Here is a 15,235-nt window from a genome sequence, read left to right as displayed (position 1 = left end):
GGACGCGCCATGGCCAGCACTACTATCGATACGCCGGGCGGCGGGGCTGCTCACGCGCCCGCCGCTCCGAGCGAGAAGGTCTCCGGCCGCACCTGGATGGCGGTGGCCGCCGGCATGCTGGGCGCCTTCATGGCGGTGCTCGACATCCAGATCACCAACTCGTCGCTGAAGGACATCCTCGGCACGCTGTCGGCCACGCAGGAAGAGGGCTCGTGGATCGCCACCGCCTATCTGGTGGCGGAGATCGTGGTGATCCCGATGACCGGCCTGCTGACCCGTGTGTTCGGCATGCGCGCTTACATGATGGGCACCACCGCGCTGTTCCTGGTGTTCTCCACCTTGTGCGGCTTCGCCTGGAACCTGCCGAGCATGATCGCCTTCCGCATGCTGCAGGGCTTCACCGGCGGCGCGCTGATCCCGATGGCGATGACGCTGGTGATGACCAAGCTGCCGCCATCCAAGCGCGCCACCGGCATGGCGATCTTCGGCCTGACCGCGACGCTGGCGCCGTCGATGGGCCCGACCTTCGGCGGTTACCTGAGCGAGCTGTATGGCTGGCCGTCGATCTTCTACATCAACTGGGTGCCGGGCTTGCTGCTGATCGGCGGCATCGCGCTCGGTCTGGACAAGGAGAAGGCGCAACCGTCGCTGCTGTTCAACGCCGACTGGCTGGGCATCGCCTTCATGGCCGTCGGCCTGGGCAGCCTGACCATCTTCCTGGAAGAGGGCAACAGCAAGGACTGGTTCGATTCGTCGTTCATCATCACCTTCGCCGCGCTGGCGATCATCGGCCTGCTCGGCTGGGTGGTCAACAGTGCGGTGCGCAAGAATCCCTTTGTCAACCTGGGCTTGTACGGCCAGCGTAACTTCTTCGCCGCCACCGCGCTGTCGATGGCGATGGGCATGGGCTTGTACGGCTCGGCGTTCCTGCTGCCGCTGTACCTGGGCCAGATCGCCGGCTATTCGCCGATGCAGATCGGTGAGGTCATCATGTGGGCCGGCTTGCCGCAGTTGTTCATCATGCCGTTCGTGGCCAAGCTGTCGTCGAAGGTGGACAACCGCATCCTGTGTTCGTTCGGCTTGCTGCTATTCGGCGGCTCCTGCCTGATGAACGCCTATATGGACGCGACCACCGGCTACGATCAGTTGCTGCTGTCGCAGATCGTGCGCGCGCTGGGCCAGCCGTTCGTGATGCTGACCTTGTCGAACTTCGCGATGAACGGCATCCAGCCCAAGGACATGCCGTCGGCTTCGAGCCTGATCAACATGACCCGCAACTTGGGCGGTTCGATCGGCATCGCCCTGCTGGCGACCGCGCTGACGTCGCGCGAGCATTTCCATTCGCAGCGCATCGGCGAGTCGGTGACCGGCTTCGCGGCGGCGACGCAGGAGCGGCTGGCGGCGTTGACGCAGTCGTTCGTCGGCAAGGGTTTCGATGCCACCACGGCGTCGGACATGGCGCTGAAGGCGGTCGACGGCATCGTGCGGCGCGAGGCGTATGTGATGGCGTACAACGACGGTTTCTTCCTGGTGGCGGCGGTGCTGTTCGGCTGCATCGGCGTGCTGTGGTTCTCGGACAAAGTCAAAGCCCCTTCCGGCGGCGGTGGCGGCGGCGCGCACTAAAACAATAACTGCATAAATGAGGTATTAACATGTTGAATTCAGCTTTGAAGCGCCTGACGCTCGCTGTCTCCGTCACCCTGGCCGTCAGCGGCTGCGCCACCGTCGGTTCCGACTTTTCGGCGCCGAAGAATGTCGCCGACGCGTCGTTCCGCCATCTGCCGCAAGCCGGCGCCAGCGAGGCGCACCTGCCGGCGCAATGGTGGACCGTGTTCAACGACGACACCCTGAACCGCCTGGAGCAAACCGCGCTGCGCGACAACCCGAGCGTCAAGGCCGCCGCGCAGCGGCTGGTGCAGGCGCTGGAGCAGGCCGGCGTGACGCGGGCGCAGCAGCAGCCGCAGTTGAGCGTCAACGCCGGCATCTCGAACTCGCGCACTTCGGCCGAGACTTCGCAGGGCCTGGCGCTGGGCGGCCGCGCGATCAAGGGTAACAACTACTCGGTCGGCTCCAGCTTCTCGTATGAAGTCGACCTGCTGGGCCGCGTGCGCCGCCTGGTCGAAGCCTCCGACGCGCAAGCGCTGGTGGCCGAGGCCGACCGCGACGGCGTGCTGCTGATGCTGTCGTCGCAACTGGCGACCACCTACTGGCAACTGCGCGGCCTGGACGCCGAACTGGCGATCCTGGCCGGCGCGCTCGACACCCGCCGCGAAACCGAGGAGCTGGTGACGGCGCGTTTCGACGCCGGCTTGTCGAATGAACTGGACGTGTCGCGCGCGCGCATCGAACGCGCCAACGCGCAGGCCGACCTGCATGAAGCGCAGCGTCAGCGCAATCTGCTGGAGCACAGCCTGGCGACCCTGGTCGGCGCCTCGCCGTCGTCGATGCTGACCGCTGCGAAGGCCGATGCGGCAGCGCTGCCGCAACCGCCGGCGATTCCGGTCGGCCTGCCGGCCAGCCTGCTGGCCCAGCGTCCTGACCTGGCGGGCAGCGTCGCCGCGCTGCGCGGCGCGAACGCGCAGATCGGCGTGGCCGAAGGCGCGTTCTATCCATCGCTGACGCTGACCGGTAACTTCGGCTTCGCCTCGGAGAGTCTGAGCAACCTGGCCAAGGGCGACTCGCGCCAGTTCAGCGTCGGCCCGCTGGCCTTGTCGCTGCCGATCTTCGACGGTGGCCGCAACAAGGCCAACCTGGCGATCTCGAAAGCGCGCTACGAAGAGGCGCTGGCCAACCACCAGACCAAGCTGCTGACGGCGCTGCGCGAAGTGGAAGACGCGCTGTCGGACGTGCAGCAACGCCAGTTGCAGGGCGACGCACAGAAGGCGTCGCAAGTGGCGGCGGCGCGCGGCTACCTGGTGGCGCGTGCGCGTTACGAGCGTGGCGTGTCGACCTACCTGGACGTCACCGACGCGCAGCGCAGCGCGCTGGCGGCGGACCGCGCGGCGGTGCAGATCAACACCCAGCGCCTGCTGGCAGCGGTGTCGGTGGCGCGCGCGCTCGGCGCCGGCTGGCAGCCATCGCCGCAGCTGGCGTCGGTGGCGCAGTAAGCAACACTTCGGTGTCAGTGCCGACATTCGGACATCGCGGAACTTCCAGCATACGCAAAGTTCCGCGATGTCCGAATGTCGGCACTGACACCGACGTTGGGGGGGGGCGGGGCGTGGATTACAATGTGGGCCTCACTCTATCCGAGGTCTCAATGAAAAAAATCCTGCTCCCGCTGGCACTGGCTGTTGCCTGTGCCGCCGCCTACGCCGCGCCGGCCGGCGTCGCCGACTTGAACAAGATGAGCCAGCGCTTCGCGCCGGTCGCGCTGACCGCCGATACCGCCAAGCTCTCGGCCGGCGACAAGAAAGCCATCGCCAAGCTGATCGAGGCGGCCAAGATCATCGACGTGCTGCAATTGCGCCAGCGCTGGTCCGGCAACGAGGCGCTGTGGGCCGCGCTGAAAAAGGACACCAGCCCGCTGGGCAAGGCCCGTCTCGATTATTTCTGGCTCAATAAAGGCCCCTGGTCCATCCTCGACGACCACCAATCCTTCCTGCCGGCCGACGTGGGCGGCATCGCCGTGCCGGCCAAGAAGCCGGAAGCCGGCAACTTCTATCCGGCGGGCGCCACCAAGCCGGCGCTGGAAAGCTGGATGAACGGCCTCAACGCGGAAGACAAGAATCAGGCGCAGTGGTTCTTCACCACCATCCGCGCCGGCGCCGACGGCAAATTCAAGATCGTCAAATATTCGGAGGAGTACAAGCCGGAACTGGAACAGGCCGCGAAGCTGCTGCGCGCGGCGGCGGCCGACACCGACAACGCCTCGCTGAAGAAGTTCCTCGAATTGCGCGCCGACGCTTTCCTGAGCAACGATTACCTGGCCTCCGACTTCGCCTGGATGGATCTGGACGCGCCAGTCGACATCACCATCGGCCCTTACGAAACCTACAACGACGAACTGTTCGGCTACAAGGCCGCGTTCGAAGCCTACGTCAACATCCGCGACCAGAAGGAAACCCAGAAGCTGGACTTCTTCGCCAAGCACATGCAGGAGCTGGAAGACAACCTGCCGCTGGACAAGCAATACCGCAACCCGAAAGTCGGCGCGCTGGCGCCGATGGTGGTGGTCAACCAGGTCTACGGCGCCGGCGACGGCAACATGGGCGTACAGACCGCCGCCTACAACCTGCCGAACGACGAACGCATCATCAGCCAGCGCGGCTCCAAGCGCGTGATGCTGAAGAACGTGCAGGAAGCCAAGTTCAAGTCGACGCTGACGCCGATCTCCAAACTGGTGCTGAAGCCGGCCGACCAAAAGGACGTCGACTTCGATTCCTTCTTCACCCACATCCTGGCGCACGAGATCACCCACGGCCTCGGCCCGCACCTGACCAGGGCCAACGGCAAGGAATCGACCCCGCGCCAGGACCTGAAGGAAGCCTATTCGACCATCGAGGAAGCCAAGGCCGACATCACCGGCCTGTTCGCGCTGGCCTACATGATGGACAAGGGCCAGCTGAAAGGCACGCTGGGGCAGGGCGAGGCGGCCGAGCGCAAGCTGTACACCACCTTCCTCGCCTCCGCCTTCCGCACGCTGCACTTCGGCCTGACCGATTCGCACGCGCGCGGCATGGCGATCCAGATGAACTACATCCTCGACAAGGGCGGCTTCATCTCGCACGGCGACGGCACCTTCGCGGTGGACTTCAAGAAGATCAAGCAGGCCGTGATCGACCTCGACCGCGAGTTCCTCACCATCGAAGCGACCGGCGACTACGCCCGCGCCAAGGAGATGATGACCAAGTACGTGGTGATCCGTCCGGACGTGCAAAAGGCGCTGGATAAAATGAAATCCGTGCCGAACGACATCCGCCCGGAATTCAAGACCGCCAATACCCTGCTGGGTCGATAAGGCAGTGGGGGCCGCCGCGCCCCCATTTTCAAAACTTCAATAATAAAACTTTTCCTACGTAGAAATAAACTGTTGTCAGTCCTTCCAGAAGGCAATAATTCTTGCCTTCTGCATGCTAAAGTTTGATCACCATGATCAAGCGCACCTTATCCCTGTTGCTGTTCCTCGCGTCCGGACTGGCCTCCGCGGCCCAATTGACCGACGTGGAAACCCGCTGGCTCACCGCCGGCGCGGCCGTGCTGGGCTACGCCAAGCAAGAACTCAAATTACCGATCGATATCACCGTGCAGCCGCAGGCGCGCCCGACCGACGTGCCGCTGGCGCTGGGCTATCAGGACGGCCGCTGCAAGCTGGTGCTGTCGATGCGCGGCAACCCCAACGCCGAGGACATCCTGGCCGACGTGCCGGCCGCGCAGCGTCCGCTGATGATCGAGGCCATGGTGGCGCACGAGATCGGCCATTGCTGGCGTTATGTGCAGGGCGTGTGGCACGTGGTGCCGTCCGGCTTCGAACAGGGCGCGCAGGGCGACGCCGCCGCCTTGCTTGAAACGCAGCGCGAGGAAGGCTACGCCGACCTGGTGGCGCTGGCCTGGACCCAGCAGCGTCACCCCGAACAATACGCCGCCGTGGCCGGCTGGATGCGGCAGGTGCGCCAGCCGTCGCCGGCCGCCGGGTCGCACAGCACGCTGGCGTGGCTGCAACTGGCGCCGACCGGCGCCGCCTTCCCGCCGGGACTGCCGCTGTTCGAGCAGGCCGCCAATCTGTGGCGCCGGGGGCTGGCCTACGACGACTGAGTCCGGCGTAGCAAAACGCCAACAATGTTCGTTCCCGCACAGAGTTCCGGCGGCGGCGGGCGTCTAATGTGTCCACTAACCACCACAACTGAGGGACACATCATGAACAAGTTACTGCTCTTCGTGTTGGCCACCGCCGCCAGCGCCAGTTTCGCCGCCACGCCGAACGACGACAAAGTCGCGTACAAGGCCGCCACCAGTCAAGCTGAAAGCACCTACAAAACCTCCAAGGCCGCTTGCGATGCGCAATCGGGCAACGCCAAGGACGTCTGCATCGAACAAGCCAAGGTAGCGCGCGCCAACAGCGAAGCGACCGCCGCATGGCAATACAAGAACGACAAAAAATCGGTGGAAAAGGCCCAGACCAATGTGGCCGACGCCCAATACGACCTGGCCAAGGCCCAGTGCTCGCCGTTGACCGGCGCCGACAAGGATAGCTGCCTGACCGGCGCCAGGTCGATGCACACCGCCGCCATCAACGACGCCAAGGCCGGCAAGAAAGCCGCCGACGTCGCCCAGACCGGCATCGATTGCAGCAGCATGAGCGGCGCCGACAAGGCATCGTGCGAAACCCGCGCCAAGTCCGAGCTGGCCAAGGATACCGTCGCCGACTCCGTGATCACCACCAAGGTGAAGACCGAGCTGCTGGCCGAGCCGGCGCTGAAATCGCTGGACGTGCATGTGGAAACCACCAACGGCACCGTGATGCTGAGCGGCTTCGTGCCGTCGCAGGCTGAAGTCGACAAAGCGGTCACCGTCGCCCGCAACGTCAAAGGTGTCAGCAAAGTACAAAGCTCGCTGCGCGTGAAGTAATCGCCGCCCGCGCCCGGCGCCGCCTGTGGGCCGCGCCGGGCTTTTTTCTTGTTGCAATCATGATGGTCATCATTTAAACTGGCGCTCAGCGTGCCTTCCGCGCGCATCGCATTGCGAGGACCTTCATGTTTGCACAACCCTTTTCCAACTGGCTGCAGCGGCGCGGCCTGCACTTTTCGTGGGTCATCGTCGCGCTGACCTTTCTCACCGCCTTGACCTCGTCCGCCGCGCTGGGGCTGCCGGGCGCGCTGCTGCAACCGCTGTCGAAGGAATTCGGCTGGGACGTGGAGCAGATCTCGTCCGCGCTGGCGGTGCGCTTCGTGCTGTTCGGCTTGATGGGACCGTTCGCCGCGATCCTGATGGAACGCTTCGGCTTGCGCAACGTGGTGGTCACCGCGCTGGCGCTGGTGGCGGCCGGCTTGGCGCTGGCGACGCAAATGTCGCAGTTCTGGCACCTGGTGGCGCTGTGGGGCATCATGCTTGGCGTCGGCTCCGGCATGACCGCGCTGGTGCTCAGCGCGGTGGTCTCCAACCGCTGGTTCGACACCCATCGCGGGCTGGTGGTCGGCGTGCTGACGGCCAGCTCGGCCACCGGGCAGCTGATCTTCCTGCCGGTCGGCGCCTGGCTGATCGAACACTTCGGCTGGCGCATGGCGGTGATCCCGGTGTTCGCCGCTTGCGCGGTGGTGGCGGTGCTGGTGTTCCTGTTCATGCGCAACCGCCCGAACGACGTCGGCCTGACGCCGTTCGGCGCCGCGCCCGGCACGCCGGTGGCGCCGCTCGCGCCGCCGATGCACATCACCTTCGCCACGCCGTTCAAGGTCTTGGCCAGCGTCTCGGGCAACCGCGTGTTCTGGATCCTGTTCGGCACCTTCTTCATCTGCGGCCTCAGCACCAACGGCCTGATCCAGACCCACTTCATCTCGCTGTGCGGCGACGCCGGCCTGTCGGCGGTGCCGGCCGCCTCGGTGCTGGCGATGATGGGCGCGTTCGACCTGGTCGGCACCATCGCCTCGGGCTGGCTGTCGGACCGCTACGACAACCGCAAGCTGCTGTTCATGTACTACGGCCTGCGCGGCTTGTCGCTGTTCTGGCTGCCGTACTCGGAGTTCACGCTGTACGGCCTGTCGCTGTTCGCCATGTTCTACGGGCTGGACTGGATCGCCACCGTGCCGCCGACGGTCCGCCTGGTTGGCGCCACTTTCGGCAAGGAGAAGGCCGGCATGGTGTTCGGCTGGATCTTCGCCGGCCACCAGCTGGGCGCCGCCGTCGCCGCCTATGGCGCCGGCCGCATCCGCACCTTGCTGCTGACCTACAACCCGGCGCTGTTCGCCGCCGGCGCCGCCTGCCTCGTGGCCGCCGCCATCGTGCTGCTGATCCGCAAGCCGGCGGCGGCCGTGCCGCTGGCGCCGGCGGTGTCCGCCAAGGCTGCCTAATCGGCAACGCTGACAAAATGTAATCAAGCTGTCATGTGCCGGTGCAACAATGCGCCGTCCTTAACAGCTTGATGGAGTTTTGCATGCGCCTCGCCCCACCGGCCGCTTTCTTATTGGCCACCTTGCTCGCCGCCTGCGGCAGCGACGGTTTGCCCGTCACCGAAACCAATCCCGGCGACGGCTACAATTCGACCGCCGTCGCCTTCATGAGCGACGTCCACTTCGAAAACATCTATGGCGACCTGAAGAGCGCGCAGTTCTCCGGCATTCCGACCAAGGACGGCAAGAACGCCACCATCCGCACCATGTACGCGCAGCTGACGTCGACGCGGCTGTTCAACGAAAACTACTTCGCCTTCCGCGCCGCATTGGACGACGCGTATGCCAAGGGCCTGCGCCTGGTTGCGCTGCCGGGCGACATCTCCGACGACGCGCAGCCGATCAACATCGACGGCATCAGCGACATCCTGCACGAATACCAAGCCAAGGGCATGCGCTTCTTCATCGCCCCGGGCAACCACGATCCAAACGAGCCGTACGACGACGATGAAGCGGGCAAGAACGACTTCCTCACCCGCGACGGCAAGGAACAGAAAATCTACGCGGTCAACAACGCTGCCTGCAAGGCCAAGGATCCGACCGTGGTTTGCACCAACCAGCTGATGGAACAGGGCTACGACAAGCTGCTGACCAAGCTGGGCGAATTTGGCTACATGCCGAACAAGAACGACGTCTACTGGGAAACCCCGTTCACGCCCTACACCGACGGCAAGTACAGCTACGACGCCGCCAGCGCCGCCTCGGCGCTGGACAAGCGCCAGTTCGAAATCTGCGCCGAAGGCGAGGGCGGCAGCTACAAGGCTGCCGGCGAGACCAAGCTCGGCAAGCCGTACACGCGCTGCACCAAGATCATCGACGCCAGCTATCTGGTGGAGCCGGTCAAGGGCATCTGGCTGCTGGCGCTGGACGCCAACGTGCACGTGCCGAACGCCAAGTTCGACCCGGCCAATCCGAAGATCTTCAGCGGCTTCGACAACGCCGGCGACGCCGGCTGGAACAAGGTGCTGACCCACAAGATCCACCAGATGGAGTGGATCAAATCGGTGGCCGCGCGCGCCAAGGCGCAGGGCAAGCAGCTGATGTCGTTCTCGCACTACCCGACCATGGACTTCTACGCCAACCAGACCGACGCGATGAAAGCCGTGTTCAAGTCGGGCGCGTTCCAGGTCACGCGCATGCCGGCGGCCGCCACCACCGCCGCGCTGGCCGGCACCGGCCTGCCGCTGCACATGGGCGGCCACATGCACTTCAACGGCACCAACGACTACAAGGACGCCGCCGGCAACTACATGGTCAACGTGCAATCGCCGTCGCTCGCGGTGTTCGGCGCGGCGTACAAGATCGTCAGCTACCAGAGCAAGGACACGATCGACGTGCAGACGGTCGGCCTGAACAACGTCGCCCGTTACAACGAACTGTTCCCGTTGTACCAGACCGAGTATGACTACCTGCAAGGCAGCGTCGCCGCCGGCGATGTCGCCAAGCGCTGGGACCGCGGCATCCTGGACTCGACCTCGTATGGCCAGTTCACCCGCACCTATTTCGGCGAGCTGTCGCGGCTGCGTTTCATGAGCGACTACTGGCCGTGCGAAATGAAGGAAGCGGCGATGTCGCTGGATGCGCGCCAGATGCTGATCCTGTCGCAGCTGCAAACCAAGGTCACGCTGGCGCAGCTGAAAGACAATCCGGGCGTGCTGCCGATTACCGCCACGTGTGCCGCCAAGGGCACGGTGGCCGACGGCGGCGTCGCGGCCAGCCAACTGACGGCGGACTGGGCCACGGCGACCGCCAAGGCCGAGCAGCTCGCGGCGGCGGCCAACCTGAAGCTGGACGATTTCGCCAAGATCAGCGCCTATGAATTTTACGGCGACTTCCACCGCACGGTGTACGCGGGCGAACTGGCCTTGCGCGACATGGGCGCGCAGCGGGTGGCGCAGTACAAGGTGCTGATGGGCGCGTTCCCGGCGACGCCGGCGGCGATCGTCAAGATCGGCGACCTGCCGTCGGACCAGAACGCGGTGAACGTGCTGTTCCAGAACCAGTTCAAGCAAGTGTTCGCGATCTTCAAGGGCCTCGGCTCGGGCAAACCGAGCGACCGCTTCACGATCGACCTGAAGGCCAAGACGCTGACCAACGCCAGCAACAGCGGCCTGAGCTTCAACTGACCTAAAACTCCGGGGTCAGAGCTAAAAACTGGACACGAGCTCTACCGTAGCGAACGCTACGGTAGAGCTCGTGTCCAGTTTTTAGCTCTGACCCCGGATTAAGCGGTCATTTTTTACTTCAGGTATTTCGCCAGCCAGCCGTGCACTTCGCTGTAGAAGTAGCGGCTGTTGTCACCCTTCAGGATCCAGTGGTTTTCGTCGGGGAAGACCAGTAGCTTGCTCGGCACGTTCAGCCGCTGCTGCGTGGCGAAGTTCATCAGCGCGTTGTTGGCCGGGACGCGGTAGTCCAGCTCGCCCACCGAGATCAGGATCGGCGTCTTGAAGCCCGTGCCTTTATCGTGATTTCCGGCTTGCATCACCGGGCTTTGCTCGCGCCATACGGCCTTGTCGCCCCACACCGGGCCGCCGCTGTTGACTTCGCGGCCGTGGATGCTGTCGCTCGATCCCCATTGCATCACCAGGTCCATCTCGCCGGCGTGCGAGACGATGGCTTTGTAGCGCGTCGTCGTCGCCTGCAGCCAGTTGGCCAGGTGGCCGCCGTAGCTGGCGCCGCCCGCCGCCAAGCGCGCGCCGTCGACGTAGCTGTATTTCTTGACCGCTTCATCCACCGCTTCGTTGACTTCGTCGCCCGGTCCCTTCAACGGGTCGCCCTGGATCGCGCGGGCGAATTCTTCGCCGTAGCCGGTCGAGCCCTTGTAGTCGGTCAACAGCACCACATAGCCCGGTTGCGCCAGCAGGTGATAGTTCCAACGCAGCACGAACTGGTCGCGCCACATGTTGGCGGCGCCGCCGTGGATCACGGCGAACAGCGGGTACTTTTTCGCCGGGTCGAAATTGGCCGGCTTGACGATCATGTTGTGGATCATGCGGCCGTCGCTGGCCTTGAACCAGAAGTGCTCCGGCGCCTGCCAGTCGATGCTTGCCGCGCGCTCGGTGTTGAACGAGGTCAGCCGCTTCGGCGCGCCGTTGCCGAAGGCGTACACCTCGGGCGGGTTGATCGCCGATTCCCACACGCCCACCAGCGCCTTGCCGCCGGCGTTGAGCGAGCCGATGCTGCCGGTCGGCTGCGACGCTTCGTCGCGCAGGTCGCCGCCGGCGTAGTTGATCGAGTGCAGTTGCTCCAGCCCGGCGTGCTCGTAGCTGAACACGATGCGGCCAGTGCCGGCCGGCAGCGCGTAGCGCGACACCGAACGGTCCAGCGACGCCGTCAACAGCTTCGGCGCGGCGCTGCTCAGCGGCCAGCCGAAGCTGGCCAGCCGCGTCAGGTCGTAGACCTTGCCCGGCTCCTCCGCTTCGCTCAGCGCGAACAAGGTCTTGCCGTCGGCGCTGAACTTGAGGTTGTTGTAGCTGCGCTTGTCGGCGGTCAGCTGCTGCGCTTCGCCGCCGGCCACCGGCAGGCTGAACAGCTGGGTGTAGCCGGACGCGCGCGCCAGTTCGTCGCGGTTGGTCGAGGCCGAGAACACCACCGCCTTGCCGTCCGGCGACCAGATCGCGTCCAGCGATTGGCCTTCGTCGCCCTGGCCGCCGCCGAAGCCCGGCAAGGCCGCCAGCTTGCTGCCGGACAGCAGGTCGCGCGGCTTGGCGCCCACCGCCGCGTCCATCACGAACAGCCGCACCTGCTTGTCGTCCAGCCATTTGTCGAAGAAGCGCGGCGGGAAGGTTTCGTAGGCGCGCGCGGTGTACTTGCGGTCCTTGCGTTCCTTGGCGGTTTTCTTGACGTCTTCCTCGCTGGCGTTGCCGGGGAAGATGTCGCTGATGAACAGCAATTGCTTGCCGTCCGGGCTGAACTTCGGCGCGCGCGCACCCAGCGTGAGCGTGGTCAGGCGTTGCGCCTCGCCGCCGCCGGCGACGTCGATGCGGTAGATTTGGCCGGCGTCGTCGCCGTCGCGCTTGGCCACGAACACCAGCTGCTTGCCGTCCGGCGACCAGTTGACCGCGCTTTCGCCACCCTTGCTGAAGGTCAGGCGCCGCGCCGGGCTGTCGTCGCCCAGCGATTTGATCCACAGGTCCGACCATTGTTCCTTGCTGTCGTAGGCCGGGTCGGTGACGGAAAACACCGCCCACTTGCCGTCCGGGCTGGGCTGCGGCGCGCCGACGCGCTTCATCAGCCAGACGTCTTCATGGGTGATGGCGTGCTTGTCCGTGGTCGCGTCGGCCGCCAGCGCCTGGCCGCCGAGGGTGGCCGAAATGAGGAGGGCAAGAAAAGAAAGTCGCGGTATAGTCATGACGAATTCGCTCGAAAGTCGGTGAAGCAAAGATAGTGGCCAAATCCCTCATTGCTGTCAATCAAGTTTCTACGGAGATCCTCCATGCAGACCATTACCAAGATCCACAAAGTGGCCGCCTTCACCGCCGGCGATCAAGGTGGCAACCCGGCCGGCGTCATGATCCGCGCCGCCTTGCCGGAGGAGCCGGCGATGCAGCGCATCGCCGCCGAGATGGGCTATTCGGAAACCGTATTCGCCGCGCCCACCGCCGACGGCTGGCGCGTGCGCTATTTTTCGCCGGACGGCGAGGTGGCGTTCTGCGGCCACGCCACCATCGCGCTGGGCGCGGTGCTGGCGCAGCAGAACGGCGACGGCATCTTTCCGCTGACCACCAACCACGCGCGGGTGACGGTCGAGGGCCGCGCCAGCGGCGACCGCGCCGACGCCGCGCTGCAATCGCCGGCCACCTCCAGCGCGCCGGCGCCGGCCGGGCTGGTCAAGGAGGCGCTGGCGCTGTTCCGCTACACGCTGGCCGATCTCGACGACCGCATTCCGCCGGCCATCGCCAACGGCGGCGTCGACCATCTGGTGCTGGCGCTGGCCAGCCGCGACAAGCTGCGCGCGATGCGCTACGAACTGGCGGCCGGCCGCAGCCTGATGCAGCGCTACGGCCTGACCACGATCTCGCTGCTGCACGCGGAGACGCCGCAGCGCTTCCATGCGCGCAATCCGTTCGCGTCCAGCGGGGTGTATGAGGATCCGGCCACCGGCGCGGCGGCGGCGGCGCTGGCCGGCTATCTGCGCGACCTCGACTGGCCGCACGGCGGCGCCATCGACATCATCCAGGGCGAGGACATGGGGGCGCCGTGCCATTTGCGGGTCGAGATCGGCGACCAGGCCGGGGCGTCGATCCGCGTCTCGGGCAGCGCCCGCATGCTGGGCGACTAGGCTAGGCCCATTTCTTCAGCAGGCGCGCCAGTTCGCCGGTGCGTTCCATCTGTTCGATGGCGTGCCGCACCCGCAGCGTCACCGCCGGATCGACGTGGTTGCCGATCGCCATGTGCAGCGTGCTGGAGTACATCACCTGCGGCAGGATGCGCACCTTGCCGCTGGCGCCGGTGCGCGCGATGAAGCTCGCCAGTCCCGGATTGCGGTGCAGGAAAAAGCGGCCGCGTCCGGCGATCAGCTTTTGCAGATTGGTTTCCGGATTGACCGCGCTGTCGTTGACCCGCAGCCCGCCCATCGCGGCCAGCACCTCGGCCGGCGCGTAGCCGCGGTTGGCCAGCACCACGCCCTGCGCGCCCAGCTGGCGCACGTCGTCCCAGCTGTGGATCACCACCTTGTCCTTGGCGCGCACCACCAGCATGTAGTGGATCGGCATCAGCGCCGGCTCGATGAAGCTGTAGTGGCGGTCGCGCTCCTCGGTGTGCTGGACCGCGCACATGGCGTCGTGCTGGCGGTTGACCACGGCGGAATGGGCGCGCGTCAGCGGCATCCACTGCTGGTCGCCAGTGAAGATCAGGCCGGGGTCGATGCGTTCGATGGTGCGGAACACATCGACGCAGAAGCCGATGACGCGGCCTTCGCCGGCGGCGATGAACTTGGGGTCGGTGCCTTCCTGGGCCGTCACCCGCAGCGTCACGGTCGGCGCCGCCGACGCACCGGCGCACAGCAACAGCGCGGCGCAAAAGACGGCGGATGTTTTCATGGCGATGTGGTTGTTTTTGAGCAATGTTAATGAAAGCAGTTTAGCAGTCCTGAATGCGCCAATTCTCACACATTGTAACGCCTGCGCTCAGTCCCACTTGTGCATCAGCCGTTCCAGCTCGCCTTTTTTCTCCAGCTGGAACAGCGCCTTTTCCAGCCGCTCGACGACGCGGCTGTCGAGCTGGCGGCTGGTGGCGAAGTACAGCCGGGCGCTGTACATCACCTGCGGCAGGATCCTGACCTTGTCGGCGGTGCCGCTGCGCTCCAGCAGCTTCTGCAGGCCTGGGCCGCGATGGAAGTACAGGCGGCCGCGTCCGGCGATCAGCTTTTGCAGGTTCAGTTGCGGATTGGTGGAGCTGGCGTCGACCTCGATGCCGCCCAGCGCGGCCAGGATATCGCCGGCCGCGAAGCCGCGGTTGATCAGCACCACGCCGTCGTTGGGACCGAGCGCGCGCACGTCGTCCCAGTTGCGGATCACCACGTTGTCGTTGGCGCGCGCCAGGAACTGGTATTCGATGGTGTACAGCGACGGGCCGATGAAGCGGAAGCGCTGTTCGCGCTCGGGGTTGCGCTGCACCGCGCATTGCACGTCTTCGTGGCCGGTGGCCAGTTCGGAGTAGGCGCGCACCAGCGGCTTCCAGCTCTGGTCGCCGACGAAGCGCAGGCCCGGATCGAGCTGTTCGACCGCGCGCATCAGGTCGATGCACAGGCCGACGATGGCGTCCTTGCCGGCGGCGATGAATTTGGGTTCGGTGCCTTCCTGGGCGGCGGTGCGCAGGCGCACCGGTTCGGCCGCGAGCGACGGAAGGCAGCAGGCGGCGCCAAGCAGCCAGATCCATCCGCTGTACCAACCGCCCATGTGTCGTCCTCTAAGGTCCCGCGCTGTGCGCTGTTTGCGCTAGCTTACACCAAATGCCTGGACGAAAAAAAAGGCTTCCTGATGGAAGCCTCGTTTTCTACTGCTTGAATTCGGTGGTAGGCCGTGCGGGATTCGAACCTGCGACCAACGGATTAAAAGTCCGCTGCTCTACCAGCTGAGCTAACGACCCCCGAAAGAGGCCGTATTATATACAGGCGGCCGCCAACTGCAAAG

11 protein-coding genes and 1 tRNA gene are annotated in these 15,235 nt (G+C 65.4%); 8 read left to right on the top strand and 4 right to left on the bottom strand.

The features are described 5' to 3' along the window. Positions 1–9: 9 nt before the first annotated feature. The 7 genes from GW587_RS09450 (at position 10) to GW587_RS09420 (ending at position 10,228) form a co-directional block, all read left to right on the top strand. Entirely contained in the window at positions 10–1,623 is a 1,614-nt protein-coding gene (locus tag GW587_RS09450) for a DHA2 family efflux MFS transporter permease subunit (protein ID WP_166101477.1), read from the top strand. A gap of 29 nt (positions 1,624–1,652) precedes the next feature. Continuing rightward, positions 1,653–3,107 (top strand): efflux transporter outer membrane subunit, encoded by a 1,455-nt coding sequence (locus tag GW587_RS09445; RefSeq protein ID WP_166101474.1) that lies wholly within the window; start codon positions 1,653–1,655, stop codon positions 3,105–3,107. Positions 3,108–3,259: 152 nt separating this feature from the next. Further along, positions 3,260–4,960 carry a DUF8614 domain-containing protein gene (locus GW587_RS09440; protein ID WP_166101472.1) on the top strand — a complete coding sequence of 567 codons (1,701 nt, stop codon included), beginning with the start codon at positions 3,260–3,262 and terminating at the stop codon, positions 4,958–4,960. Positions 4,961–5,091: 131 nt separating this feature from the next. After that, positions 5,092–5,754: a hypothetical protein gene (locus tag GW587_RS09435; protein WP_166101469.1), complete on the top strand. Its 663-nt coding sequence runs from the start codon at positions 5,092–5,094 to the stop codon at positions 5,752–5,754. 102 nt (positions 5,755–5,856) lie between these two features. Then, the gene (locus tag GW587_RS09430) at positions 5,857–6,567 is read left to right on the top strand and encodes a BON domain-containing protein (RefSeq protein WP_166101466.1); all 711 of its coding nucleotides are present in this window, start codon (positions 5,857–5,859) and stop codon (positions 6,565–6,567) included. Positions 6,568–6,692: 125 nt separating this feature from the next. Then, complete coding sequence (locus GW587_RS09425) at positions 6,693–8,003, top strand: MFS transporter (protein WP_166101463.1); 1,311 nt, start codon at positions 6,693–6,695, stop codon at positions 8,001–8,003. 83 nt (positions 8,004–8,086) lie between these two features. Further along, positions 8,087–10,228 carry a metallophosphoesterase family protein gene (locus tag GW587_RS09420; RefSeq protein ID WP_207393400.1) on the top strand — a complete coding sequence of 714 codons (2,142 nt, stop codon included), beginning with the start codon at positions 8,087–8,089 and terminating at the stop codon, positions 10,226–10,228. A gap of 113 nt (positions 10,229–10,341) precedes the next feature. Here GW587_RS09420 and GW587_RS09415 read toward each other — a convergent pair whose 3' ends face one another. Beyond that, positions 10,342–12,453: a dipeptidyl-peptidase 5 gene (locus tag GW587_RS09415; RefSeq protein ID WP_166101461.1), complete on the bottom strand. Its 2,112-nt coding sequence runs from the start codon at positions 12,451–12,453 to the stop codon at positions 10,342–10,344. Between the two features lie 84 nt (positions 12,454–12,537). Between GW587_RS09415 and GW587_RS09410 the strand changes: the two genes are divergently transcribed. After that, the gene (locus GW587_RS09410) at positions 12,538–13,383 is read left to right on the top strand and encodes a PhzF family phenazine biosynthesis protein (protein ID WP_166101459.1); all 846 of its coding nucleotides are present in this window, start codon (positions 12,538–12,540) and stop codon (positions 13,381–13,383) included. Position 13,384: 1 nt separating this feature from the next. Here the strand turns inward: GW587_RS09410 and GW587_RS09405 are convergent, their stop codons facing one another. The 3 genes from GW587_RS09405 to GW587_RS09395 all read right to left on the bottom strand — a co-directional run bounded on the left by GW587_RS09405 (position 13,385) and on the right by GW587_RS09395 (position 15,191). Beyond that, positions 13,385–14,143, bottom strand: coding sequence for a substrate-binding periplasmic protein (locus GW587_RS09405; protein WP_166101456.1), 759 nt, complete (start codon positions 14,141–14,143; stop codon positions 13,385–13,387). Between the two features lie 87 nt (positions 14,144–14,230). Further along, positions 14,231–15,001 (bottom strand): substrate-binding periplasmic protein, encoded by a 771-nt coding sequence (locus tag GW587_RS09400; RefSeq protein WP_166101453.1) that lies wholly within the window; start codon positions 14,999–15,001, stop codon positions 14,231–14,233. Between the two features lie 114 nt (positions 15,002–15,115). After that, positions 15,116–15,191: transfer RNA gene (locus tag GW587_RS09395), tRNA-Lys, on the bottom strand. Between the last annotated feature and the right edge of the window lie 44 nt (positions 15,192–15,235).

The organism is Duganella aceris (genome assembly GCF_011090165.1).
Classification (GTDB): domain Bacteria; phylum Pseudomonadota; class Gammaproteobacteria; order Burkholderiales; family Burkholderiaceae_D; genus Rugamonas; species Rugamonas aceris.
This window is presented reverse-complemented; position numbering and strand designations above follow the sequence as displayed.

Coding starts and splice junctions, on each gene's coding strand:
- GW587_RS09415 (WP_166101461.1), bottom strand. CDS start 12,453: ATGACTATACCGCGACTTTCTTTTCTTGCCCTCCTCATTTCGGCCACC.
- GW587_RS09430 (WP_166101466.1), top strand. CDS start 5,857: ATGAACAAGTTACTGCTCTTCGTGTTGGCCACCGCCGCCAGCGCCAGT.
- GW587_RS09410 (WP_166101459.1), top strand. CDS start 12,538: ATGCAGACCATTACCAAGATCCACAAAGTGGCCGCCTTCACCGCCGGC.
- GW587_RS09420 (WP_207393400.1), top strand. CDS start 8,087: ATGCGCCTCGCCCCACCGGCCGCTTTCTTATTGGCCACCTTGCTCGCC.
- GW587_RS09450 (WP_166101477.1), top strand. CDS start 10: ATGGCCAGCACTACTATCGATACGCCGGGCGGCGGGGCTGCTCACGCG.
- GW587_RS09400 (WP_166101453.1), bottom strand. CDS start 15,001: ATGGGCGGTTGGTACAGCGGATGGATCTGGCTGCTTGGCGCCGCCTGC.
- GW587_RS09440 (WP_166101472.1), top strand. CDS start 3,260: ATGAAAAAAATCCTGCTCCCGCTGGCACTGGCTGTTGCCTGTGCCGCC.
- GW587_RS09425 (WP_166101463.1), top strand. CDS start 6,693: ATGTTTGCACAACCCTTTTCCAACTGGCTGCAGCGGCGCGGCCTGCAC.
- GW587_RS09405 (WP_166101456.1), bottom strand. CDS start 14,143: ATGAAAACATCCGCCGTCTTTTGCGCCGCGCTGTTGCTGTGCGCCGGT.
- GW587_RS09435 (WP_166101469.1), top strand. CDS start 5,092: ATGATCAAGCGCACCTTATCCCTGTTGCTGTTCCTCGCGTCCGGACTG.
- GW587_RS09445 (WP_166101474.1), top strand. CDS start 1,653: ATGTTGAATTCAGCTTTGAAGCGCCTGACGCTCGCTGTCTCCGTCACC.